The following is a 25,284-nucleotide window of genomic DNA, read 5'->3' on the forward strand; positions in this document are numbered from 1 at the left end:
AGGAAAAGAGCGCGCTGCGCTCTTTTCCTGTTTAAGCTCCGATCACTAATTCGCTAAGATGGTCTCGACTGTCGATTCTCGATTCTCGAAATGGCTTCACCAGCGCCCCTATTCGCTGCTTTTTTCTTCCTTTGCGCGCAACAGGTGTTGCTGTATCAGGGTATTGTTGTGAAAAGCATCCAGCTGCTGCTTCAGGCTGGTTGCTTCATCAGCCTGCGCGGTATACAGCTTGCTTACATCAGGCTTGCCGGCATCTACCCAGGCAGTGTACCAGAAATCGGCTACCAGGTTGGCAGAGCGGATGAGCTGTTCATTAATCGTATTTTTCAATGCAGCAGCGTAGGCTTTGGCAAATTCTGTGGTATAACTTTTATACTCTTTGCCTTTGCGCACCTGCACACGGTATTTCTGTGCATCAGTAAACTGTGCAGATACTTCTTTTTCTTTTCCAAACACATCGGGCAGCAACGCGTAGGCGCCGCGAACGGCATTCCATACAGCTTCATCGGGCTTTTTCAGGTACGTTGCCTTGTGTGTGGTGCTAAGGTTGTAATTACTGATCTCCAGTTCAGGCACCATGCTTTCCCACAGGGAGTGCAGGCCCTTCTGGTTGGTCAGCTGCCCATCGTAATTAACTGCAGTGTGCAGGGGCACATGTGCATCTTCTACATAATGACCAAGATCTGCCGCATAAAAAAGAATGCTGTCTTTATTGCCCGACTTAAACGCAGCAGTCAGCTTTTCTTTCATATATATGATGTGGTAAGGCACATAACCATATTTGTACAGGGTATCGGCAGAATATTTTGCCACTGCCGCAGACCATTTCAGCGGCAGCTCATGTATGGCATTGTTACCATAGGCATCAATATCAATAAAATGTTTGGAAGCCTCAGTGCTGTCCTGGCTACGCCTGATATCAGGTCTGGGTGCATTATACTCCAGGTAATCGAGGTTATGGAAGAAAAAGCCCTGCAGTGTACCGGGCAATTCGTATACGGCCAGCTGGTGGGCGGTTTTGTGTACAAGAAAACCCCAGCCCGATGTGAGCAGGGTAATAAGGGCTAAAGCAGCTGCAAAACATATCGTTTTCAGGGTAAATATCTTACGCATTGGATGAATGGTTTTAAAATCGGAGCGAAGGTATTATAACCTGCATCACCACCCGTAATAATTCGGTAAATTCATCCACTAATAATGCATATGCGGCGGCGCAACCATTGTTGTACCGCTGTTCACACCAAAACCTGTTACGTATGGCGCTTCTTGAACTGCAGGGGCTGAAAAAATATTATGCCACACAAAAAGCCGTGGATGATATCAGCTTCTCTATTGAGCAGGGCAGTATTTTCGGTTTGCTTGGCCCCAATGGCGCAGGCAAAACCACCCTGCTTCGTATGATTACCGGCATTTTTTACCCGGATGAAGGCAAGATCCTGTTTAACGGCCAGCCCTTTAACGCAGCCAGTGATGCGCGTTATATTGGCTATATGCCCGAAGAACGCGGCTTGTACAAGAAAATGAAAATAGGCGAACAGGCTTTATACCTGGCGCAGCTGAAGGGCCTCAGCAAGGCTGAAGCCATGGAAAAAATTAAATACTGGTTTCGCCGCCTGGAAATGGAAAGCTGGTGGAACAAAAAGGTGGAAGACCTGAGCAAGGGCATGAGCCAGAAGCTGCAGTTTGTTACCACCGTTCTGCACGAACCCAAACTGGTTATTCTGGATGAGCCTTTCAGCGGTCTTGACCCCGTTAATGCAGGCCTGATCAAAGATGAAATCTTTAACCTCGCCAAACAGGGCGCTACCATTATCTTCAGCACACACCGCATGGAGCAGGTAGAAGAAATATGCGACAAGATTGTACTGGTAAACCTCGGCAAAAAAATACTCGATGGCGGTGTAAACCAGATTAAACAGCAGTTCAAGGAAAACAAATTTCACCTGCAGCTGGGCTCAGCCGTGCAAACACCGCAGCATGCGGCTTTCACTGCCAAAGCTGTATCGCCCAAACAGCTGGAAGTTAGTATCAGCGATGGCTACAAAAGCAACGATGTGCTGCAGTATTTTATACAGCAGGATATCACCATCGAAAGCTTTCACGAAATACTGCCTTCCCTCAACGACATCTTTATCCGCGAGGTAGAAGGCACCAAAGCAATCACCCGGGCATTTCAACCGGTACAGTAAACCATCACCATACACTGCAAAAGCATTTCACATGAGCAAAATTTCACTCATCCTGCAACGCGAATACCTGAGCCGCGTAAAGGATAAGACCTTTATATTAACCACCCTGTTAACACCCCTGCTGTTTGTAGGGTTTATTGCAGGCGCTACTTATCTCTCCATTGCAGGCAAGGAAAAAGTATCCGTTGCCGTTGCCGACACGCAAAACTATTTCCACAGCGGTATTAAAAGCGACGGCGATGTGGAGTTCAGTTTCCCGCAGCAGGTAGATACTGCCAATTTCATGAGCAAAGGTTATACAGCCTTACTGATAGTGCCTGCCTCAAACAACAAACAGGGCGAATACACTATTGTATCGAAGAAATCACTGGGCATGATGACCATGGGCAAGATTGAAAACAGTGTAAACGCTGCCCTGGAAAACCGCATGCTGCTGCAGGCAGGCGTACAACGCGAAAAGCTGGATTCTATTCACAATGCAGCCCGCATCAGCTCACTCAAAGCGGTGCTGAAGCAAGGCAATAACAGCGGTGAAAGCAACCAGGGACTTGCCTATGGCATAGGCTATGGCAGCGGTATTCTTATTTACCTTACCATGCTGCTATATGGCATGATGCTGATGCGCGGCGTTATGGAAGAAAAAACCAACCGCATTGCCGAAGTAGTGGTAAGCAGCGTAAAACCTTTTGAACTGATGCTGGGTAAAATTATCGGTATCGGTGCTGTCGGTCTTACCCAGTTTTTAATGTGGGGTATACTTATCATTGGGCTCTCTGCACTGGCCACCAGTTTTGTTCCGCACGAAACATTACAACAGGTGCAAACCCTGCAGCAAAATGGTGGTGTTATGCCCGGCGGCGGCATGATGCAGGCCAGCGAAAAAGCGCAGGCCATCTATAAATTGAAGCACAACCTCAGCACCGCCAACTGGCCGCTGATTATCGGCTGCTTTATCTTTTACTTCCTGGGCGGTTACCTGTTTTATGCATCGCTGTTTGCCGCAGTTGGCAGTGTAACCGAAGATATACAAGGCTCACGCAGCCTGACAGTGCCGGTAACCATGCCCATTATTTTTTCTTTCATTGTAATGACCAACGCTGTGCAGGTACCCGATAGCCCTGTTGCCATCTGGGCCAGCATTATACCTTTCAGTTCGCCCATGGTAATGATGGCGCGCATCGCCTATGGCGTACCAGGCACGGTAACCTATGTACAGCTCATCAGCAGCATACTGTTACTGGTGGCCAGCTTCCTGTTCACCACCTGGATGGCAGGCAAAATATACCGCACCGGCATACTCATGTATGGCAAAAAAATAACCTGGGGGGAAATGATGAAGTGGGCCTTTAAACGCGCTTAAGTTCATGACCCATAAAAAAAGTCCCGCCAGGCGGGACTTTTTTTATTATCGCTAACAAGGATAAAATGTTTACTTACCAATCAGCCCGAAAGCACCTCAAACAGGTTCGCTGCTATCAGCTTGCAGCTCGTCACCAGCCACCCTGAAGGGTGACACCCATACAATTTACCCGAAATCGATTTCGGTATTATCGCCGATATTCAGGCTGCGGCTTAACCCTTTTACACTGGCATCGCTGCCAATGAGGGAATTGTCCAGCACTACCTCGAACAGGTGTGTATAAGAACCAATGATGCTGTCGCGCACAGTAGAGAAAAACACCGTGGTATTGGCGCCGATGGCCACATGCGGACCAATAATCGCGTTCTTCAGTGTACAGCCGGGGCCGATACTTACAGGGGGGATAATGATGGCGTTTTCGTTCTGTACCGTTTCATGCACTACAGCGCCGTATTTCTTCAGCAGGATGGCATTGGTTTCAAGCAGGGTTTCTTTCTTACCGCAATCGAACCAGTTTTTCACCTTGAACGATTTGAATTTCGCACCACGCTTCAGCATGCAATCCAGCGCATCTGTAAGGTTGTATTCACCATAGCTGCGGATATCTTCTTTAAACAGGTATTCAAGGCATTCGTATAAAAAATGACTTTCTTTTATTTTATACAAACCTACCAGCGCCATATTGCTTTTGGGAATGGCCGGTTTTTCAATTACGTGCTCAATAAAACCGTCGTCATCCAGCTCTGCCACACCAAAATTGCGGGGATCATCTACCTTTTTAATGCCCAGCATGCTGTACTCACTTTCAATTACTTCTTTTACATCGTATTCACAAATCGTATCACCCAGTACAACAAATACCTCGTCGTCGTTTACAATAGATTTGGTGAGTTCTATGGCATGACCTGTACCGAGGCGTTCGTTCTGGTAAACGAAATGACAGGTAAGATCCGGATAAGTCTGTTTTACATATTCCTGGATTTTTTCGCCCAGGTAACCAACAATAAAAATAAACTCCTGTATGCCTGCATCGTGCAGCTGGTCTACGATAAAGCTCAGGATGGTTTTTCCTGCCAGCGGTATCAGTGCCTTAGGCTGTGTATATGTATGTGGCCTTAATTTAGTACCTGCACCTGCTACTGGAATAATCGCTTTCATTTTCGAAATCATTTTTATGCCCGGCAACAACTGCGTAGAGATCAATGTCTTTCTGCTGATCCCCTGTACCCGTTTTTTCACGTTGCGGCTTCGCTTACTGCCGGTGCCTGCTCTTACAAGTTCCTCTTCAACATGCGCCCTACCCACATTGTTCGAGGGCGTGAAAATAGTAAAAGATTGCATAACATGGGAATTGGCAGATCAGGTCTTTTACACTCTCCCCCGGTTTTCGTACTTTTGCGCCAAATTTCCAATCACATGCAAAGGGATACCCAGGTTTTTGATTTGATTCGTAAAGAGTTAGAGCGCCAGCGCCATGGCATCGAGTTGATTGCTTCAGAAAACTTTACCAGTGCACAGGTAATGGAAGCAATGGGAAATGTAATGACCAACAAATACGCCGAGGGTTATCCCGGTCGCCGTTACTATGGCGGTTGCGAAATTGTAGACCAGACTGAACAGCTGGCAATTGACCGTTTAAAACAGATCTTCAATATTGAATATGCCAACGTACAGCCGCACAGTGGCGCACAGGCCAATGCCGCAGTAATGCTGGCCATTCTGCAGCCCGGCGATGATATTCTTGGCCTCGACCTGAGCATGGGCGGCCACCTTACCCACGGCTCCGGCGTTAACTTCAGCGGCAAACTGTACAAACCGCATTTTTATGGCGTGGTAAAAGAAACCGGTTTGGTTGATTACGATATGCTCGAAGCAAAAGCACGCGAAGTAAAACCCAAACTCATCATCTGCGGCGCCAGCGCTTACAGCCGCGACTGGGATTATGCCCGCATCCGCAAGGTAGCCGACGAAGTTGGCGCTTTTGTAATGGCCGATATTGCTCACCCCGCCGGCTTAATCGCCAAAGGCTTACTGAGCGATCCTTTCGATCATTGTCATTTTGTAACCAGCACTACGCACAAAACACTGCGCGGGCCACGTGGCGGTATCATTATGATGCGCAAGGATTTTGACAATACACTTGGACTGAAAGATCCGAAAGGCAATATCCGCCCCATGAGCAATTTGATTGACCTGGCGGTATTCCCGGGCACACAGGGCGGCCCGCTGGAACACGTGATTGCTGCCAAAGCAGTTGCTTTCGGTGAAATTCTGAGCGATGAGTTTACCGGCTACGCACAGCAGGTAGTTAAAAATGCACAGGCCATGGCCAAATCATTTGTTGCCAAAGATTACCAGATTATCAGCGGCGGTACCGACAACCACCTGATGCTGATTGACCTGCGCAACAAAAACATCAGCGGTAAAAAAGCAGAGAACGTGCTTGGCCTGGCAGACATTACTGCCAACAAAAACATGGTTCCTTTTGATGATAAAAGCGCTTTCGTTACTTCAGGCGTTCGTTTTGGCGTAGCCGCCATTACCACCCGCGGCATGAAGGAAGAGCATATGGAATTTGTGGTAAATGCCATTGACAAAGCATTAACCAATCCCGATAATGAAACCCTGCTGGCACAACTTAAAGGTGAAGTAAACAACTTCATGAGCCAGTTTGTACTGTATCCTGAAATGGGTTAATCGGCAGGCGTTGTTGCTTACCCTGCCGCGAAATACCTGGCAGGGCAAGCAACAAAAGCGGTAACAATTTGTATCTTGTTTAGCTTTCATCCAAACAACGCTTTATGATTCAACGTGTACAAACCATCTGGTTGCTGCTGGCCTCGGCAGTAGCCTTTCTTACACTCAAACTCTCGTTCTTCAGCGGCAATAAAATGGTGAATAATGTAAAAACATTCATTTCACTCGATGCCCGCGAAAGCCTGGTGCTTACCATATTAACCGTAGCAGTAGCCATTGCCTCACTGGTGGCCATTTTCCTGTATAAAGACCGGAAAAGGCAGGTACTGGTAACGGTAATCACCGCACTGGTGTCTATCATTAACATTGTGGTATACGTTACCGAGGCTAAAAAATTTGTGCCCAACGAAGGCAAATACGACTTAACATCCATACTCGCAGTCGCCATTCCCATCTTCCTCCTACTAGCCATCCGCGGTATGCGCAGGGACGAAAAGCTGATAAAAAGTGTAGATAGGCTGCGGTAACGCCAATTTGAAAATTTGAAAGTGTGCTAATTTGAGAATACTAAAACAAAAAAGCGCCCTTGCATTGTTTCATGAAACATGCAAGGGCGCTGTCATTTTATACAGGCAAAACAAACAACCTGCCGTCTTATTTCCAATAGCTTTTATGCTCGCTTTGATCTTTTTCCATTAGCACATTACCCCCATTAAGAGACTTGGGTTTTCCCATTTGCACATTTTCAAATTACCACATTCCCAAATTTTCTGTAAGCCTCCGGCTTACAGAAATCTCCCTGTATAACTCTCCTTCACCTTCTTCAAATCTTTCGGCACGCCTTCAAATACCAGGTTGCCGCCTGCGTCGCCGGCTTCGGGACCAAGATCTATTACCCAGTCGGCGCTTTTGATCACGTCGGTATTGTGTTCAATTACCACCAGTGAGTGCCCCTGGTCAATCAGCGCCTGGAACGAGGCCAGCAGTTTCTTGATATCATGAAAATGCAAACCCGTGGTAGGCTCGTCAAAGATAAACAGTATCTGCCCGCTGCTTTTGCCCTTGCCCAGGAAGCTGGCGAGTTTTACACGCTGCGCTTCACCGCCGCTAAGGGTATCGCTGCTCTGGCCCAGTTTTACATAACCTAGGCCTACATCCTGTAAAGGTTGTATGGCTTTGGCCAGCGCTTTATCCTCTTTAAAAAATTCAATGGCATCATCCACACTCATGTCCAGCACGTCGTAAATGCTTTTGCCTTTGTATTGCACTTCCAGCACTTCTTCTTTAAAACGTTTGCCGCCGCATACTTCGCAGGTCAGGTGTACATCGGCAAGAAACTGCATTTCTACAATCTGTTCGCCCTCACCCTTACAGGCGTCGCAACGGCCGCCGTCTACATTAAAAGAGAAATGTTTGGGCAGGAAGCCGCGCATTTTTGCCAGCGGCTGTTTCGCATACAGGTCGCGGATTTCATCGTACGCCTTGATATACGTTACAGGGTTACTGCGCGATGATTTACCAATCGGGTTCTGATCCACCATTTCTATCTGGCTGATATTTTCCACCGCACCGGTAATAGCTTTATGAAAACCAACTTTGTCTGCTATTTCGCCCTTCATTTTTTTCAATGCAGGGTACAGTATCTGTTTTACCAGGGTTGTTTTACCGCTGCCGCTCACACCGCAAACCACGCACAATACATTCAGCGGAAACGATACCGAAATATCTTTCAGGTTGTTTTGCCTGGCGCCCTCTACCGTTATTTTCTCCCGCCATTTGCGCACGTTTTTGGGCGGGTCAATGCTCAGCTCTCCTTTCAGGTATTTGCCGGTTAAGCTGTCGGGGTTGGCAACCAGCTGATCGTAGTTACCTACAGCCACTACTTCGCCGCCCAGGTGCGATGCCAGTGGCCCCATGTCAATGATGTAATCAGCTTCGCGCATCATCATTTCATCGTGTTCCACCACCACCACCGTATTGCCGAGATCGCGCAGCTGTTTCAACACTTCAATCAAACGTTCGGTATCACGGGAATGCAAGCCAATGGAAGGCTCGTCGAGTATGTACAGGGAATTGGTAAGGTTGCTGCCCAGGCTGCGGGTTAGCTGTATACGCTGGCTTTCGCCACCGCTCAGTGAATTGGCCAGGCGGTTAAGTGTGAGGTAACCCAGGCCTACGCTCACCAGCGTTTGTATGCGTTGGTGTATTTCCAAGAGTATACGCTTCGCTATCTGGTTTTCGTGCTCGGTAAGGGTGAGCTTGTCAAACCACTGCAGCAGGTCTTTCACCTGCCACTCGCACAGCTCTCCGATATTTTTGCCGCCTACCTGCACATACAGCGCTTCCTTACGCAAACGGTAACCATGGCAGTCAGGACACAATGTACGGCCCCTGTAGCGGCTTAACAGCACACGGTACTGCACTTTATACAGGTTTTGCTCAACCTCCTTAAAAAAGGCATGTATGCCGTAAACAGAACCCTTGCCATCCCACAGCAGTCTGTACTGCGATGGTGTTAAATCAGCAATGGGCTTGTGAATCGGGAAGTCGATAGCTTTGGCGCCTTTTACAAACTGGTCGCGCCACCAGCCCAGTTTCTCCCCTTTCCAGGGAGCAACAGCGCCTTCATATACACTCAGCCGCCTGTCGGGTATTACCAGGTCATCATCAATACCCAGCACCTGGCTAAAACCTTCACAGGTTGGGCAGGCGCCATAAGGGTTATTGAAAGAAAACAGGTTGGGTACCGGTTCTTCAAACTGCATATCGTCCAGCTCAAACTTGTTGCTGTAGTGCTGCAGTTGATCACCGTCTATTTCAATAAACATTTCACCCTCGCCTTCATAAAACGCAGTACCGATTGAATCAGACAGGCGGTGCAGGTCATCTTCTTCAAATTCCTTTACGGCCACACGGTCAATCAGCACATACGTATTGGGTAATGTTTGTTTACTCAACTGTTGTTTCAGGGCCTTGTCATCCTGCTCCAGCAGCTCTTCAATACGCAGCAGCGAAGCTTTTTCACCTGCTGCACCACGTATATACATGCGCGAAAAACCTTTCTGCATCAGTATGTTCAGCTCTTCCCGCACCTCGCGTTTGGCATGTTGCTTAAACGGCACCAGTATCACTACACGGGTGCCTTCCGGCATTTGTTTAACGGCTGCCGTTACATCGGCCACATCATCTTTCTTTACCTCGCGCCCGCTTACCGGTGAAATGGTACGGCCCACGCGTGCAAACAGCAGGCGCAGGTAATCATAAATCTCCGTCATACTGCCTACCGTACTGCGTGGCGTGCGGGTAATGACTTTTTGTTCAATGGCAATAGCCGGACAAAGCCCTTTGATGTAATCTACATCAGGCTTTACCATACGTGCCATAAACTGCCTGGCATAAGCGCTCAGGCTTTCTGCATAACGCCGCTGTCCCTCGGCAAACAGGGTATCGATGGTCAGCGAAGATTTTCCGCTGCCTGAGACGCCTGTAACCACGATAAATTTGTTTCTGGGAAAGGCAACCGTTACGTTTTTCAGGTTGTGGATCCGCGCACCTTTTACGAGAATTTCATTAGTGGAAGTAAGTTCCGGCCGGGCGGCGGTTTTTGTTGCTGTTTTGCTCATTATTCCCCTTTTTCTTCAGATTCTGCTATCAGTTAGCAAGCTACTTATACTAAACTATATTTATTCACAATTTTTTTGCACTTAACGTGCAGCTCTCACAAATCTTCTTCTTATATTCACATAACATTCACAATTCATTAAAATTATTCTATATAGAAAAATCTCTACTCATAAAGGCTTAATTTAACCCATATTATTGACATTCAACCCTTTACACCCCCTAAAAAACCCGTTTATGAGGAGGTTTATACAGTTTACCGACACTCAGTTGGTGCATGCCTTCAGTGAAGGCGATTTGCATGCTTTTGAAGCATTGATCAACCGTTATAAAGATAAATTGTTCAGTTCAATTGTCTTCCTGGTAAAAGATAAATACCTGGCGGAAGACTTATTCCAGGAAACATTTATCCGCATAATCGACACCATTCACAACAACCGTTACAACGAGGAGGGAAAATTCCTGCCCTGGGCCATGCGTATTGCGCACAACCTGTGTGTGGATTATTTCCGTAAAGTGAAACGGATGCCTACCATCGTAGACAGCGACAACAACGACATTTTCGACTGGATACAGGTGGCAGAAGAATCGCCGGAGCAGAAGATCATCCGGCACCAGAACCACGACCGTGTACACCGCATGCTCGAGAAATTACCCGCCGAGCAGCGTGAAGTAATTGTACTGCGCCACTTTGCCGATCTCAGTTTTAAACAGATCGCAGAGCTTACCAACTGCAGCATTAACACTGCACTGGGCCGCATGCGTTACGGCTTAATCAACTTACGAAAACTAATGCAGGAAAAACAGATTGCCCTGTAGCAACACCGCGTAGCGGTAACAATAATATGGCAGCCTGTTGGTAAGTGCACCTTTGTAATAACAAGGGGGCGCTTTCGCATGTATATACCTGAACAAACAGGCTGCCGCAACCGGTCAGCCACACTTGCCGTTTGCTGTAACCTGGCGCCATTTACACATTCAGCATACAGATACTGCTGCAGTATGCTTATCTTCAAAGCAAATAATTCCTGATACATGACACCTGTTCTAGCCCTTAATACCATCAGCAAGAACTATGGCCCCATACAGGCACTCGATAATGTGTCGTTCACCGTTCCCAAAGGTTGCGTATTCGGCATTTTAGGCCCCAATGGCAGCGGTAAAACAACTTTATTGGGTATCGCCATGGATGTGCTGCGTGCAAGCGCAGGAAACCTGCGCTGGTTTGATCAACCCTCTTCAGCAGAGTTGCGTAAACAAATAGGCACCCTGCTCGAAACACCTAATTTTTATCATTATCTCACCGCCGTACAAAACCTGCGTATTACTGCTGAAATAAAACAACGAGGCCTGGATGATATTGATACTGTACTGAAAAAAGTAAACCTGTACGAACGCAGGAACAGCAAATTCACCACGTATTCGCTGGGTATGAAACAACGCCTGGCCATTGCAGCAGCCCTGCTCGGCAACCCCGATGTGCTGGTGCTTGATGAGCCTACCAACGGACTTGACCCGGTAGGTATCGCTGAAATACGTAACCTGATTAAACAGCTGGCTGCAGAAGGCAAAACCATTATCATGGCCAGCCACCTGCTTGATGAAGTGGAAAAGGTTTGTACCCATGTGGCCATTCTTAAAAAAGGAAAACTTATTGCAGCCGGTGCAGTTGATGAAATACTGGTAAATGAAGATGTGGTGGAAATAGGCGCAGCGAATATACAAGCACTGCAGCAGGCCGTAAACAGCATGAACGGCTACTCTTCTGTAAAGCAGGATGGCCAGGTGCTGCTGCTTTCTTACCCGGTTGGAAAAGCTAACCTGGAGCAGATTAACCAGCACTGCTTTAACCAGGGCACGGTACTCAACCACCTGCATTTGAAAAAGAAAAGTCTTGAAACCAAATTCTTCGAACTCACCAACAACTAATCGTTATGCTGCATTTATTAAAAATAGAATGGCTGAAAGTAAAAAACTACCGCACGTTCTGGGTATTGTCTATCCTGTTTATGGTGAGCATTTTTGGCATCAATTACATTATGTTCAATATTCAGAATACCGCGCACATCAATGCAGGCACCGGCCCCGTTCAAAAACCGGAGCAGGCCGCCGCCGCCGATACGCTGATAAAAAAAGTGGTAGGCTCGCCATTTGACTTTCCAGAGGTATGGCAAAGCATAACTTACGTGAGCGGCTTTTTATTGTTTATTCCCGGCCTGCTGATCATTACCTCCATTACCAACGAATACACGTATAAAACGCACCGCCAGAATATTATTGATGGCCTGAGCAGAACACAGTTCATTTTTGTAAAAATGCTGCTCACGGTAATTATTGCATTGGCTGCAACACTATTTGTATTCCTTACTGCCGTGGGCTTTGGCTTATCGGGAGGCAGCAGCTTTAGCTTCGATAAAATAGAATATGTCGGTTACTTTTTTATACAGGCACTGAGTTATACTGCGTTTGCCTTGCTTACAGGTATTGTATTAAAAAGATCAGGTGTGGCAATTGGCTTGTTTTTCCTGTATTCGCTGGTACTCGAAAACATGCTCAGCGGCCTGCTCAACCATTACTTCAACCCGGTAGGCTCTTACCTGCCGCTTGAAACAACAGACCGGCTCATCCGGTTTCCCTTTTTCAGGCGCGTGGTAGAACAACTGGTAAAAGCACCACCACCGGTAAGTTCTTTCTTACTGATGTCGGCCATCTACCTTACGCTGTATTTCTTCCTTTGCAAACGCAAACTCGAAACAGCAGATTTATAAGCTTACTGCTTTTTTCATACAACAAGCGGCGTACATGCAGTATTGCATTTGTACGCCGCTTGCTTTTTAAACGAAATATTCTTTTGAAGGCGCAGTTGTGTCAGGGAACAACGACTGCGTCATTTGTATAGCATCTACCATCGGGATGTTTAGGCCCTGGAATGCAGTTCCTGCAATGTTCTTCTGGAATAAAGCCCTGCTGTGACTTACAGATTCACCAACGATGATAGCCAGCAAGTCATGCGGCAGGTTATAGCCACCTTTACCATCACTGTATTGCTCCAGGTTATTAACAGCGAAAACGTTTTCTACATGTAAATCTGCGATCAGGTCGTCTACACCGGGATAAATAAACACCGTTCGCAGCGTAAAACTGATGGCCTGCATTATATCCAGTTTATGCTGAAACCGCACTTCAATGGTTTGAATTTTTTCCTGGTCGAACATTGATTCATTTACAAAAAAAGCAAAGTCTTTTATGCGCCTTACTTCAATATCTGCAGGCGTTATTTTGTTTGTTGCCATTGTTTATATTTAGTTGTTGATACATGTATCCACTCAAACTTATTTCTTCAATAGCTCCTCCAGCGCTGCTTCTGCAGAAGGGTATAGAAAAGTAAAGCCGGTACTTTTTATTTTGGCGGCACTAACGGTGCAGCTTTTTAAAATCTCCACGCTCATTTCGCCGAGCATGGTTTTTAAAACAAAGGCAGGCACATGAATGGGGATATAAAAATTACCACGCAGCTTTTTCGCCAGCATCAGCATTAACTGCTTATTGGTTAGAGGTGCCGGGGCAACACCATTGTATGCGCCCTGCAGTTGTGCATTTTCAATGGCATGTATGTATATGCGGCAAAGATCATCGAGATGTATCCAGCTGATCACCTGCTCGCCAGATCCAAAGATGGCGGCAACACCAAATTGCTGCGGCTTTTTAAACTCGGCAAATGCACCGCCGTCGTTACTCATTGCCAAACCTGTTCTGATGCTCACCACGCGCACACCAGTTTGCGCACCGATATTGTTATTGGCCTGCTCCCACACCACACAGGTTTTGCCTAAAAAATCATCATCAGCCTTGTCGGTTTCTACAAAACCATTTGCGCGGCTGCCAGCTGTATCAGCACCATACCAGCCCACACCCGAAGCGCAGACCACCGCCTGTACTTTATTGCTGTGCTGTTTCATGGCCTGTGCCAGCAGCTCACCGCTTTTTACACGGCTGTCAATGATTTCCTGTTTATATTCTTTTGTCCACCGTTTTTCTGCAACACCGGCGCCTGCAAGGTGCACAATAAAATCGGCCTGTTCTATCGCTGTGGCATCAATCGTTTGGGCTTTAATATCCCATCTGGCCATTTGCACACCAATAACGGGTGCATTACCGCTGCGGCTAAGGCCGATTACCCGGTAGCCTTTTTCCAGTAATAACTGTGCAAGTCTTTTACCAACTAACCCCGTAACACCCGTAATGGTTACCGTTGCCATTTGCTTGTTTTAATCGTTCCTGTAAAATTATGGCTTATGCGCAACCTGTATGGAAAAAAAATCCCTCCCGGGAAACGGGAGGGAAACAACAACTAAAAACACTAAGAGAGCTTTTCAATATGATTAATCCGGTTTTTTACCATCCAGGAAAGTATTGATGGTTGAAATTTTACCGTCATTGTTCTCGTCTGCTTTCACCGTGTACTTGCTGTAGAAGTTTTCTACTGAAGACAAGGTGTTGCCAAACAAATCCATGTTTCTGCGGATGTAGGCAGGCACGTTTTCAAACTCGCTGCTATTGTCGCCTGAACTGCTCATGTTAAAGCTCAGGTTACGCAGTTTCTGGATACGTTCTGCTGCACGGCGTTTCTGGTCTTCTTCCGCATCATCGATATCGTAGCTGGTAATTTGCTGAACCGGCTGTGTTGGTACAGGTTCGTCTTTAATCACCAGTTGAAAATCCATTGTTTCTTCCTGCTCTTTCGGCTTCACCGGCTGTTTCTGGGGCTCCTGCTGCAATGGCTGCATGGCAGTTGGCGCTTGCGGACGCTGTTGCTGCGGTTGCGGCGCCTGTGGCTGAGGGGCCTGCGGTTGCTGTGTGCTGCCTGAAGGCTGCTGCGCGTAAATATTCGATGGCTTATTTAAAAAGCCGCCGGCTGTTGTATTGGTGCTATTGCTTACCGGGCGTTCAACATACTGCATCTGCGGTTCGGTTGGTTCAACCGGTTCAGCAGGTTTTACAGACTGTGTGATCTCGGTGCTCAGTTCAAAATACAAAGAACCGTCGGGCGCTACCGTAGGCTCGGGCAGCTGCTGTTCTTCAACAGGCTGTTCTGCCACTGCAGGTGCAGGGGTATTACCATCAGACAGGTGCGGTGCAAACGGATCTTTTTCTTCAAAAGGAAGCGCCTGCTGTGCTTTCTGCTGCTGGTGATACATCTTTTTTTCTTCACCATCCACCCCCAGGGTCATCACAATTTTCTCTACTTTGGGCAATGCAGGCGCAGCTGCTTCCATTACCTTGAAAGGATCTTTGTGTTCAAAGCCGGTAGCGATAAGCGTGATACCAATTTTGCGGTCGAGCGTGTTGTCGTAACCCATACCCACAATTACATCGGTATTGGGACCAGCCTGCATACGCAGGTGGTTGTTGATGATTTCAAGCTCATCCATCGTACACTCATGGTCGCCTTCGGCGCTGTTGATGTTGATGAGAATCCATTTGGCACCCTGAATTTCGCTATCGTTCAGCAACGGAGAGTTCAGTGCTTCTTCAATAGCATGCTGCGCCCTGTCTTCACCTTCCATTGCTGCACTGCCCAGGATAGCTACACCACCGTTTTTCATTACGGTACATACGTCTGCAAAGTCCACGATAATATGACCGCGGCTGTTGATGATATCGGTGATACATTTGGCAGCTGTAGCCAATACATTATCGGCCTTGCCAAATGCTTCCTTCATTTTAAGATTGCCGTACTGGATACGCAGTTTATCGTTGCTGATCACCAGCAAGGTGTCTACATACGGCTCCAGTTCTTTAATACCTGTTTCTGCCTGCTGGTGACGGCGCGGACCTTCAAAGCCGAAAGGCGTTGTTACAATACCCACCGTTAAAATGCCCAGCTCACGGCAAATTTTCGCGATAATAGGCGCACCACCTGTACCGGTGCCGCCGCCCATACCTGCGCATATAAAAGCCATTTTAGTATTTACTTCCAAAATGCGTTTGATCTCTTCGAGTGATTCTTCTGTGGCTTCCTTGCCCACTACAGGGTTTGCCCCTGCACCCAGCCCTTGTGTAAGATAGGGCCCCAGCTGAATTTTATTAGGTACCCGGCTTTGTTCCAAAGCCTTGGCATCTGTATTACAAATGATGAAATCAACACCTTCAATGTCCTGTGCATACATATAATTCACAGCATTGCTTCCTCCTCCACCCACACCAAGTACCTTGATGATGGATGATTTTTGCTTAGGCAAATCAAAGTGTATCATAGTTCTACGTTTAAATGGATTAGTAAGTAATTTTCAATAGAGTAGGGTAAAGGGTCAAATAGGTTAACAATGGGTTGCAATGCATAACCAGGGTACCGGTTTGTTTATTGCAGCCCGCAATATTATCTGATTTCGTGATCTCCTTCTTCTTTGAACAGGTCAATGATACCATCTTTGAATTTATCCCAGAAACTATTAATGCCTTTGCGTTTGCGCATATCCACGGTAACTTCCGCTACCGGCCCTTTTACTGCTACTTCAGCCACTTCATCTTTTTTCAGGCTTTCCGGAACATCAATCCTTCTGAACCTGTTTTCAAATTCCTTGCGTTTGTGTTCGTAATCGCTGTAACCTTTCAGTATTAAACCAATACAGGTTGAATACATGGGTTTCTTCAGCTCATCTATATGATTTACCGCCAGGTGCTCATTGGGATAACCAATGCGTGCATTGAGGCCGGTTACATATTCCGTTAACTGTATCAGGTGTTTCAGCTGTGAACCACCACCTGTTAAAATGATACCGCCGTTTAATACCCGGTTGTCAAGACCAACCTGTTTTAAATGATAGGTAACAAAATCCAGGATCTCACTCATCCTCGCCTGGATAATATTCGCCAGGTTCTTCACGCTGATTTCTTTGGCAGGCATGCCTTTTAAACCAGGGATGGTGATAAAGGCATTGGCTTTTGCTTCATCTGCCAGCGCGCTGCCGAACTGCACCTTCATGGCTTCTGCCTGGCTTTTCAATACACCCAAACCCATACGGATATCGTTGGTGATGTTTTCGCCGCCAAACGGAATTACTGCAGTGTGTTTCAGAATGCCTTCATAAAATACAGCGAGGTCACTGGTACCACCACCGATATCGAGAATGGCCACACCTGCTTCCATATCTATTTCACTCATTACAGCAGAAGCAGAAGCCAGTGGTTGCAACACCAGGTCTTTTGTTTTCAGCTGACTTCTTTCCACCGCACGGTTAATGTTGCGGATGGCATTCCTGTCGCCGGTAATGATGTGGAAATTGGCACCAACTTTCACGCCATTGTATCCAACAACGTCCTTAATGTTTTGAAAATTATCTACGTGGAAGTCCTGCGGAATCACGTCGATAATCTGATCACCTGCCGGGATAAAGGTTTTGCGCTGGTTATCGATCAGCTGCTCTACCTCCCAGCGTTGTATTTCAATTTCGGCATCCTGGCGTACCAGGTCACCGCGGGTTTGCAGGCTTTTGATATGGTGGCCTGCAATACCAACGTATACTTCATTAATTTCCAGGTCGGGATTGCTCTCACTGCAGTTGGCCAAAGCCTGTTGAATAGCTTTGATGGTCTGGTCAATATTGAGCACCTGGCCATGCTGCACTCCAGAACTGTTGGCCCGGCCAAAACCAAGTATCTCCAGTTTCCCATATTCGTTTTTGCGTCCGGCAATGGCAGCAATCTTCGTTGTTCCAATGTCCAGACCCACAATAATGGGTGCTTCATTCGGGTTCATAAATAAGTGTTTTAGTTGTTTGTTATTTGTCGAAAGTTGTTGTTATCGTTTGTTTTTCCTGGCCGGCATAACCGCCCTGGGTTTTGGTGCACCGCCATGTACTGCTGTACCTGCCGGTGGTTTGGCCGCTGCCGCCGGATGTTTGTTTCCTGCTGCAGTTGCTGCTCCCGGTTTAGGCCGCACTGCCGGCGGTTTGGGCGGTGCTGCTGCTGCCGTATGCGCCGTATCTTTTACAGCCTTTGCCAATGTTGCCTGTGCAGCCAGCTTTCTTACACCACTGGTATCGCCCAGCATGGAATTCACCTGCGCCATGCCATTGGTTAATACCTCCATGGCCCTGGCAGAATCAATCACCTGCTTAGCCGTACCTTTCTTCACTGCTACCACCTGGCCACTGTACTGCACATCAATTTTTTCATATTTCTCAAAGCCGGTCTTCGTCCACACCTGTTTGTAAAAGCTCAGCAACCTGCCAAATTTGCCTTCCAGATCACTCGCATCGCCCAGCATAATTACCTGGTTGCCCAGTACGGGTGTCATTTCATACGTGTGCTGCGATGTGATGTCTATCTGCGACACCTGCTCTACCCAGAACGAATCGCGTGCAATAAAGTCTGCTATGTGACGCACATCCTGCAGCACCGCGCTATCAGGCCCCGACAAATGCACGCGCTCTGAAGGAAACGAAGTGAATACGGGTACACGGGCAGACAACTTATCGCTCAGCGGCAGGCGTTTGCCGCTGCTGTCGATATAAAATGAATTACCCTGCTTGGTAAACACCCTTGCCAGCGGTTCACGCTCTTCAATTTTTACCTGCAATACATGGTTGTTATCAAAGAACAAATTGGCTTCCTTAATCCACGCATCCTTTTCCAGTATGGTTTCCAGCCTGCGAAGCGGGATACCTGCCAGCGGAGCCTTTACCGCGGCGCCATTGCGTTTCAGCACATCCAGCACATCTTTCTCATCTACAAACACATGATCCTGTGCACCTTCAATTTCAATTTTGATATCTGTGCACTGCGCTTCGTCTTTTTTACGCATAGCCATCACCAGCAACACCAGGATGCCTGCTCCCAGCGTACACCAGGCAATAAATTGTATGCGTTTCTTCCACATGCTTGCGTTAACTGTTGGCTGATAAAATTTTACTCACATCCTTAATCAATGCATCAATATCACCCGCGCCTGCCATTACCAGCAAATGCGGTTGCTGTTGCTGCACCCATTCCAGCATCTCCTCTTTCGTAAGCAGGTGTTTGGCAGGAATGGTCATTTTATCGAGAATCAAAGAACTGGTTACCCCTTGTACCGGCAGTTCCCTGGCCGGGTAAATGGGCAGCAGCACCACTTCATCGGCCAGGCTCAGGCTTTCTGCAAAACCGTTTGCCAGGTCTTGTGTGCGACTGAATAAATGGGGCTGGAATATGACTGTACACTTTTGCGAACCATACAGGCTCCGAACCCCTGTTATCAATGCTTTTAATTCTTCCGGGTGATGTGCATAATCATCAATCAGCACATGCCCTTTATTTATTTCATCTGCCGCAGGTTTTAAAATGTATTGAAACCTGCGTTTCACTCCTTTAAAATCTGCTACGGCTGCTTTAATCTGTTCATCAGGTAAACCCATGTACCTGGCAACTGTAATAGCAGCAATACTGTTTTCCACATTATGTAACCCACCCATGTGCAATAAAACATTGCTGATAGTCCAGTCTTTGCTTATTACATCGTATACATACGATCCCATTTCAACACGCAGATTGGCCGCATACACATCAGCGCGTGTATCATTGAAATGGTACCTGAAATGGGTATCACCACTCAGTTCTGCGTCACGGCTCAATCCGTATTTGCTTACCAGGCAGCCGCCTTTTTTAATACGTTTGGAGAACTCCACAAAGGCATCTTCCACCGCTTCGGGCGTGCCATAAATATCCAGGTGATCAGGATCCATGGCTGTTACCACAGCCACATCGGGCACCAGCTTCAAAAAGCTGCGGTCGTACTCATCTGCTTCAATCACCGCCACATTCCGGTCGTTCGGCCAGAAATTAGTTCCATAGTTTGCTGCAATACCACCCAGGAAAGCATTACAGCCATAACCGCTGTGCCGCAGCATATGCGCCACCATGGTGGTAATGGTTGTTTTGCCGTGGGTGCCGCCAACGCACACGTTAAATGAACTTTCTGTAATCCACTGCAACACATCACTTCGCTTCACTACTTCATAACCGTTGCTGCGGTAAAACTGCAGCTCTACATTGGTGGCAGGTATAGCGGGAGTATATACTACCAGGTTTACATCCTTGGGCGCGAGGTGCACGTTTTCATCGTAATGAATGGGCATGCCCACGCGCTCCAGTTCTTTGGTAAGCGGCGTTGCTGTGCGATCGTAGCCGCTTACTTCCACGCCTTTCGACTGGAAATACCTGGCCAGCGCGCTCATACCTATGCCGCCGATACCTATGAAGTAAACCTTCCGTATGTTACTGAGTTTGTCCATTGTTTATTGAGCTTAACGTATCACCGTTCAAAACGCCCTGCACATTTTATTTTTATATCGCACTTAATACCGCGCCGGCAATCACTTCATCTGCATTGGTTACTGCCAGTTTTGCGATATTCGTTTTCAATTTCTCCTGCTTTTCTTCATCCATGGCCAGCTTCACCAGCGCAGGATATAATTTGGCCTGTACCTCTTCATCTTTCACCAGTATGGCCGCTTCTTTTTCTACCAGGTATCGCGCATTCACCGTTTGATGATCTTCTGCCGCAAATGGGAATGGCACAAAAATCACCGGCTTTTTCGCCACACACAATTCTGTTACTGCCATTGCGCCTGCTCTTGATATTACCAGGTCGGCCGCCGCATAAGCCTTATCCATTTCGGTAATAAACTCACTCACCCACACATTCTCAAAACTTTTACCACGTTGTATATAGGCTTCCGCGCCGTTTTTACCTGTTTGCCAGATCACCTGCAACCCCACGGTTTCAAAATCCTGCACGTGTGATGAAATTACCTGGTTAATGCTGCGTGCACCCAGACTGCCACCAACCACCAGCAAGGTTTTCAGGCTATCGTCCAATCCAAAAAAACGCAATGCTTCTTTTTGGGTTGCGTGTGCATTTACGATGGCCTTACGTACCGGATTACCGGTGATCTTTATTTTTTCTGCAGGAAAAAACTTGTCCATGCCTTCACTTGCCACGAATACCTGCGTTGCTTTTTTGCTGAGCATAATATTCGCTTTACCTGCAAATGAGTTGCTCTCATGTATGAAAGTGGGTATGCCTTTCGCCTGTGCCGAACGCAGCACCGGGAAACTGGAATAACCACCCACACCTATCACCGCATCAGGTTTAAAGTCGCGGATAATGTTTTTTACCTGGAAAAAACTTTTGATCAGCTTAAAGGGCAGACCCAGGTTTTTAATCAAAGAGCTCCTGTTAAAACCGGCTATATCAATTCCCTTGATGGAATAACCAGCCTGTGGTACGCGCTGCATCTCCATTTTACCCTTTGCACCAACAAACAGGATGTCGGTACCGGGTGCCTGCTGCTTAATGGCATTGGCAATGGCGATGGCCGGGAATATATGTCCGCCGGTACCTCCACCGGCTATAATTATTTTTTTCATGTTGCTGCTGCGTTAAGCTGCTTGTGCCGTTACTGCCGGCGTTTGTTCTTCTTTTTTTCCTTCCATCTGCTCTACGTTGCGCGCCACACTTAATATAATACCAACAGATGCGCAGGTAAACAAAAACGAGCTGCCTCCCATACTCACCAGCGGCAGGGTTACCCCTGTTACCGGTACCAGGTGCACATTTACCGCCATGTTGGCAATGGCCTGTATCACCATGGTAAAACTTAATCCCAATGCGAGGAATGCACCAAACGCATAGGGACATCGCCTGAATATGCGGATGCACCTGAATAGGAATATCAGGTACACAAATACAATAAATGCTCCGCCTGCCAATCCGTATTCTTCAATAATCACCGAATAAATAAAGTCGTTGTATGCCTGTGGCAGGTAATTACGCTGCCTGCTGTTACCAGGACCTAATCCAAACAACACACCGCCATTGGCAATGGCGATGTTAGCCTGCTGTACCTGGTAAGGCACTTCTTCATCTTTGGCATAAATAAAATCCTGCACCCTGCGTACCCATGTTCCAAAACGGCCAAAGCCGTGAATCTTTTCAGCTGTGGCCTGGTGTGTATTGGCCGTTGTTTCGTGTTGCGGCCCCTTGTAAGTAGTTACCGCCACCGTTACTATAAACAGAATCGGTATCAGCGCCACACCTATTACCAGCAGGATATGTTTTACACTTACCCTTCCTATAAACAGCAGCAGCAGCGAAGTGGCTCCTGTAAGCAATGCATTGGAAAGGTTCGCCGGCATAATCAGCACACAGGTAATGGCAATGGGTACAATCAGCGGGATAAAGCCTTTTTTAAAGTCTTTGATCTGCTCCTGTTTCTTGCTCAGCTGGCGCGATAAATACATAAACAACGCCAGTTTGGCCAGGTCACTGGTTTGAATGGTCATATTAATTACCGGCAGTTTAATCCACCTGCTGCCTTCATTGATGCGTGCACCAAAGAACAGCGTATAAATCAGCAGCGGAACTGATATCGCGAACAATATCATGGCTACCCGCGAATACAGGGTGTAATTAACACGGTGTAAAAAATAAATAACCAGTATGCCGAGGATAATAAACGAAAGCTGTTTAAACAGGTACACTTCGGTATTACCCTTGTACATTTTATAGGCCAGAGACCCCGTTGCGCTGTATACTACCAGCAATGAAATCATTGCCAGCAACACCACGATACCCCAAATAAACTTATCACCCTTCGTTTTATTCAAAAGGCCGGAACGCCCCCCGTCAACGGAAGAGAACTGTGAAAAAAGTTTATCGGATGTTTCGTTTACCATGTTGTTATTATAAATCGTTTACTGCTTCTTTAAACTGCTTGCCCCTGTCTTCATAGTTTTTAAACAGGTCAAAGCTGGCGCAAGCCGGGCTTAACAGTACCACATCACCCTTACCGGCCAGTTCAAATGCAGTGGTTACCGCATCTTTGGCAGTGGCAGTATCCACTATTTTAGCTACGGTGCTGCCAAATGCTTCATGAATTTTCTGGTTGTCGGTACCCATACAAACGATGGCCTTTACCTTTTCTTTCACCAGGTCTTCAATCAGCGTGTAGTCATTGCCTTTGTCAACGCCACCGAGAATAAGGATGGTGGGTTTGTTCATGCTTTCGAGCGCATACCAGGTACTGTTTACATTGGTAGCCTTGCTGTCGTTGATAAATTCAACGCCGCGCACGGTTGCCACATGCTCCATACGGTGCTCCAGGCTTTCAAATGTTTTAACCGCTTCCCTGATCTTCTCTTTCCTGATGCCCAGTGTAGCGGCTGCGATACCTGCTGCCATAGTGTTGTACTGATTGTGTTTGCCTTTTAAAGCAAAGTCATAGATGCTCATGCTCACCCGCTCTTCCTGAACGCGTAACATCATCTGGTCTCCTTTTATGTATGCGCCTTTTTTTACTTCTTGTTTCATGGTAAATGGCAATGGGTTAGATGTGATGGATATTGATTTTAAATGCGCCATAATCACTTCATCGTCTTCGCAGTAGATAAAATAATCTCCGGCTGTCTGGTTTTCTGTTATTCTGAACTTGCTCTTTATATAATTCTCAAACTGGTAATTGTACCTGTCTAAATGATCTTCCGTAATATTCAGCAGCAATGCTACATCGGCCCTGAAGGTTTGAATGTCATCCAGCTGAAACGAACTGATCTCTGCCACATACAAGTCCTTCGGATCTTCTGCCACCTGCCTCGCAAACGAGTACCCGATATTGCCTACCAGCGCACAATCCATCCCTGCCAGTTTGCAGATATGGTAAATCAGCGAGGTGGTAGTGCTTTTGCCGTTGCTGCCGGTGATCGCTACTATTTTGCTGTTGCCCTTGTACCGGTACGCCAGTTCAATTTCACTGATCACCGGTATACCCTTTGCCCTTATCTTCTTCACCATCTCGTTCTTCTCAGGTATGCCCGGACTTTTCATTACTTCATCTGCCGACAGTATTTTTTCTTCCGTATGTTTTCCTTCTTCAAATTCAATTCCCTGTTCAGCGAGTGTTTTACGGTACACATCTTTTAACGCGCCCCCGTCACTTACAAACACATCGTAACCGCGCTGTTTGCCAAGTATGGCCGCACCTACACCACTTTCACCGCCGCCCAGTATCACTAATCGTTTGGCCATGCACTAGCGTATTTTTAAAGTGATGATCGAGAATACCACACACAACAAAGTCAATATCCAGAAACGCACTGCAATCTTGCTTTCATGAAACCCTTTTTTCTGGTAGTGATGATGCAGCGGGCTCATCAAAAACACACGCCGCCCCTCCCCAAACTTTTTCTTGGTGTATTTGAAGTAACTAACCTGCAGTATCACACTCATGCTTTCTACCAGGAACACCAGGCAGAAAATAGGTATCAGTAATTCCTTGCGGATAATGATTGCCAGCGAAGCGATAATACCACCCAATGCCAGGCTGCCCGTATCGCCCATAAATACCTGCGCCGGGAATGCATTGTACCACAGAAAACCAATACACGCACCCACAAACGCACCGATGAAAATAGACAGCTCACTCAGGTTGGGTATATACATTACATTGAGGTAATCGGCTATGCGGTAGTTACCGCTTACATAAGCGAATATGCCGATGCCTGCACCAATAATCGCACTCACCCCGGCTGCCAGTCCATCCAGCCCGTCGGTTAAATTGGCCCCGTTGGATACGGCAGTGATGATAAATGTTACGATCAATATGTAAATAACCCAGGTATATTTCTCTGCCCATGGCCCCATCCAGGTAATTAACCTGCTGTAGTTGAACTCATGGTTTTTTACAAACGGAATGGTGGTGATGGGTGTTTTTACACGTGCAAAATCCCTGTTCTTACCATCCATCTGGCGTGTGATAATATTCAGCGGACGATCGCCGGGATGAATGCTGCTTGCCACATTCTGGTCGTTGATCATTTCACGTTCTACCACTACACTGTTGTTGAAATAGAGCGTTGCACCTATAATAATACCCAAACCAACCTGGCCAAAGATTTTCACTTTACCGGCCAGCCCGTCAGAATCTTTCTTTTTGTATTGTTCACCCTTGGCCTGCGCTGATTTGCGTGCCTTGATTTTGAAATAGTCATCCAGGAAACCAATCATGCCCAACCATACAGTACACAGCAGCATCAGGCGTATGTATACTTTATTTAAATCGGCAAACAACAGCGTTGGAATAAGAATAGACAGCAGTATGATGATACCACCCATGGTAGGCGTACCTTTTTTCTGCTGCTCACCGGCTAATCCAAGGTCACGAACGGTTTCACCTATTTGTTTGCGCTTTAAGTAATTGATGATACGTTTGCCGTATACCGTAGCAATAAACAACGACAACAATATAGCCAGCGCTGCACGGAACGTGATAAACTGGAACAGTCCCGCACCGCTCAGGTTGTGATGTTGTTTAAGCCAGGTAAATAAATAATATAACATAATGGTTTTTAAATAGTCAATCCCGTATATTGTTGTTTCCT

20 protein-coding genes are annotated in these 25,284 nt (G+C 46.9%); 7 read left to right on the forward strand and 13 right to left on the reverse strand.

The genetic code is table 11. From position 1 onward, the window contains the following. Positions 1-108 precede the first annotated feature (108 nt). A complete protein-coding gene (locus tag DXN05_RS21560; protein WP_116849367.1) occupies positions 109-1,113 on the reverse strand; it encodes a zinc dependent phospholipase C family protein in 1,005 nt (334 codons plus the stop codon). Between the two features lie 143 nt (positions 1,114-1,256). On the opposite strand from DXN05_RS21560, the gene DXN05_RS21565 reads away from it, so the two are divergent. Together DXN05_RS21565 and DXN05_RS21570 are read left to right on the forward strand one after the other, a co-directional pair. Continuing rightward, positions 1,257-2,189: an ABC transporter ATP-binding protein gene (locus DXN05_RS21565; RefSeq protein ID WP_116849411.1), complete on the forward strand. Its 933-nt coding sequence runs from the start codon at positions 1,257-1,259 to the stop codon at positions 2,187-2,189. Between the two features lie 31 nt (positions 2,190-2,220). Then, the gene (locus tag DXN05_RS21570; RefSeq protein WP_116849368.1) at positions 2,221-3,549 is read left to right on the forward strand and encodes an ABC transporter permease; all 1,329 of its coding nucleotides are present in this window, start codon (positions 2,221-2,223) and stop codon (positions 3,547-3,549) included. Between the two features lie 165 nt (positions 3,550-3,714). Here the strand turns inward: DXN05_RS21570 and DXN05_RS21575 are convergent, their stop codons facing one another. Continuing rightward, positions 3,715-4,707 carry a sugar phosphate nucleotidyltransferase gene (locus DXN05_RS21575; RefSeq protein ID WP_116849412.1) on the reverse strand — a complete coding sequence of 331 codons (993 nt, stop codon included), beginning with the start codon at positions 4,705-4,707 and terminating at the stop codon, positions 3,715-3,717. Between the two features lie 258 nt (positions 4,708-4,965). Between DXN05_RS21575 and DXN05_RS21580 the strand changes: the two genes are divergently transcribed. Then, the gene (locus tag DXN05_RS21580) at positions 4,966-6,246 is read left to right on the forward strand and encodes a serine hydroxymethyltransferase (protein ID WP_116849369.1); all 1,281 of its coding nucleotides are present in this window, start codon (positions 4,966-4,968) and stop codon (positions 6,244-6,246) included. A 104-nt stretch (positions 6,247-6,350) separates the two neighbouring features. Next, complete coding sequence (locus tag DXN05_RS21585) at positions 6,351-6,773, forward strand: DUF4293 domain-containing protein (protein WP_116849370.1); 423 nt, start codon at positions 6,351-6,353, stop codon at positions 6,771-6,773. Positions 6,774-7,031: 258 nt separating this feature from the next. Here the strand turns inward: DXN05_RS21585 and uvrA are convergent, their stop codons facing one another. Next, positions 7,032-9,869 (reverse strand): excinuclease ABC subunit UvrA, encoded by a 2,838-nt coding sequence (gene uvrA / locus DXN05_RS21590; protein ID WP_116849371.1) that lies wholly within the window; start codon positions 9,867-9,869, stop codon positions 7,032-7,034. A gap of 235 nt (positions 9,870-10,104) precedes the next feature. Here uvrA and DXN05_RS21595 point away from each other — a divergent pair, with 235 nt between their 5' ends. The 3 genes from DXN05_RS21595 (at position 10,105) to DXN05_RS21605 (ending at position 12,635) form a co-directional block, all read left to right on the forward strand. After that, positions 10,105-10,686, forward strand: a complete 582-nt coding sequence (locus DXN05_RS21595) for an RNA polymerase sigma factor (protein WP_116849372.1) — start codon at positions 10,105-10,107, stop codon at positions 10,684-10,686. A 216-nt stretch (positions 10,687-10,902) separates the two neighbouring features. Next, on the forward strand, positions 10,903-11,796 hold the full coding sequence (locus tag DXN05_RS21600; RefSeq protein ID WP_116849373.1) for an ABC transporter ATP-binding protein: 894 nt from the start codon (positions 10,903-10,905) through the stop codon (positions 11,794-11,796). Between the two features lie 5 nt (positions 11,797-11,801). Continuing rightward, the gene (locus DXN05_RS21605) at positions 11,802-12,635 is read left to right on the forward strand and encodes an ABC transporter permease (protein ID WP_116849374.1); all 834 of its coding nucleotides are present in this window, start codon (positions 11,802-11,804) and stop codon (positions 12,633-12,635) included. A 66-nt stretch (positions 12,636-12,701) separates the two neighbouring features. On the opposite strand, the gene DXN05_RS21610 is transcribed toward DXN05_RS21605, so the two are convergent. From DXN05_RS21610 to mraY, 10 genes are all read right to left on the reverse strand, one after another. Then, positions 12,702-13,160: a hypothetical protein gene (locus tag DXN05_RS21610; RefSeq protein ID WP_116849375.1), complete on the reverse strand. Its 459-nt coding sequence runs from the start codon at positions 13,158-13,160 to the stop codon at positions 12,702-12,704. 39 nt (positions 13,161-13,199) lie between these two features. Next, the gene (locus DXN05_RS21615; protein WP_116849376.1) at positions 13,200-14,126 is read right to left on the reverse strand and encodes a TIGR01777 family oxidoreductase; all 927 of its coding nucleotides are present in this window, start codon (positions 14,124-14,126) and stop codon (positions 13,200-13,202) included. A 123-nt stretch (positions 14,127-14,249) separates the two neighbouring features. After that, positions 14,250-16,124, reverse strand: a complete 1,875-nt coding sequence (gene ftsZ / locus DXN05_RS21620; protein ID WP_116849377.1) for a cell division protein FtsZ — start codon at positions 16,122-16,124, stop codon at positions 14,250-14,252. A gap of 122 nt (positions 16,125-16,246) precedes the next feature. Next, a complete protein-coding gene (gene ftsA, locus DXN05_RS21625) occupies positions 16,247-17,626 on the reverse strand; it encodes a cell division protein FtsA (RefSeq protein ID WP_116849378.1) in 1,380 nt (459 codons plus the stop codon). Positions 17,627-17,668: 42 nt separating this feature from the next. Then, on the reverse strand, positions 17,669-18,748 hold the full coding sequence (locus DXN05_RS21630) for a cell division protein FtsQ/DivIB (protein WP_116849379.1): 1,080 nt from the start codon (positions 18,746-18,748) through the stop codon (positions 17,669-17,671). Positions 18,749-18,755: 7 nt separating this feature from the next. After that, positions 18,756-20,138 carry a UDP-N-acetylmuramate--L-alanine ligase gene (gene murC, locus DXN05_RS21635; RefSeq protein WP_116849380.1) on the reverse strand — a complete coding sequence of 461 codons (1,383 nt, stop codon included), beginning with the start codon at positions 20,136-20,138 and terminating at the stop codon, positions 18,756-18,758. Positions 20,139-20,190: 52 nt separating this feature from the next. Continuing rightward, the gene (gene murG / locus DXN05_RS21640; RefSeq protein ID WP_116849381.1) at positions 20,191-21,276 is read right to left on the reverse strand and encodes an undecaprenyldiphospho-muramoylpentapeptide beta-N-acetylglucosaminyltransferase; all 1,086 of its coding nucleotides are present in this window, start codon (positions 21,274-21,276) and stop codon (positions 20,191-20,193) included. 12 nt (positions 21,277-21,288) lie between these two features. Beyond that, positions 21,289-22,584 carry an FtsW/RodA/SpoVE family cell cycle protein gene (locus DXN05_RS21645; protein ID WP_116849382.1) on the reverse strand — a complete coding sequence of 432 codons (1,296 nt, stop codon included), beginning with the start codon at positions 22,582-22,584 and terminating at the stop codon, positions 21,289-21,291. Positions 22,585-22,591: 7 nt separating this feature from the next. Then, positions 22,592-23,932 (reverse strand): UDP-N-acetylmuramoyl-L-alanine--D-glutamate ligase, encoded by a 1,341-nt coding sequence (gene murD / locus DXN05_RS21650; RefSeq protein WP_116849383.1) that lies wholly within the window; start codon positions 23,930-23,932, stop codon positions 22,592-22,594. Between the two features lie 3 nt (positions 23,933-23,935). Next, entirely contained in the window at positions 23,936-25,243 is a 1,308-nt protein-coding gene (gene mraY / locus DXN05_RS21655; RefSeq protein WP_116849384.1) for a phospho-N-acetylmuramoyl-pentapeptide-transferase, read from the reverse strand. Positions 25,244-25,284 lie beyond the last annotated feature (41 nt).

It is taken from the genome of Deminuibacter soli (assembly GCF_003412455.1).
In the GTDB taxonomy this organism is placed as follows: Bacteria; Bacteroidota; Bacteroidia; order Chitinophagales; family Chitinophagaceae; genus Deminuibacter; species Deminuibacter soli.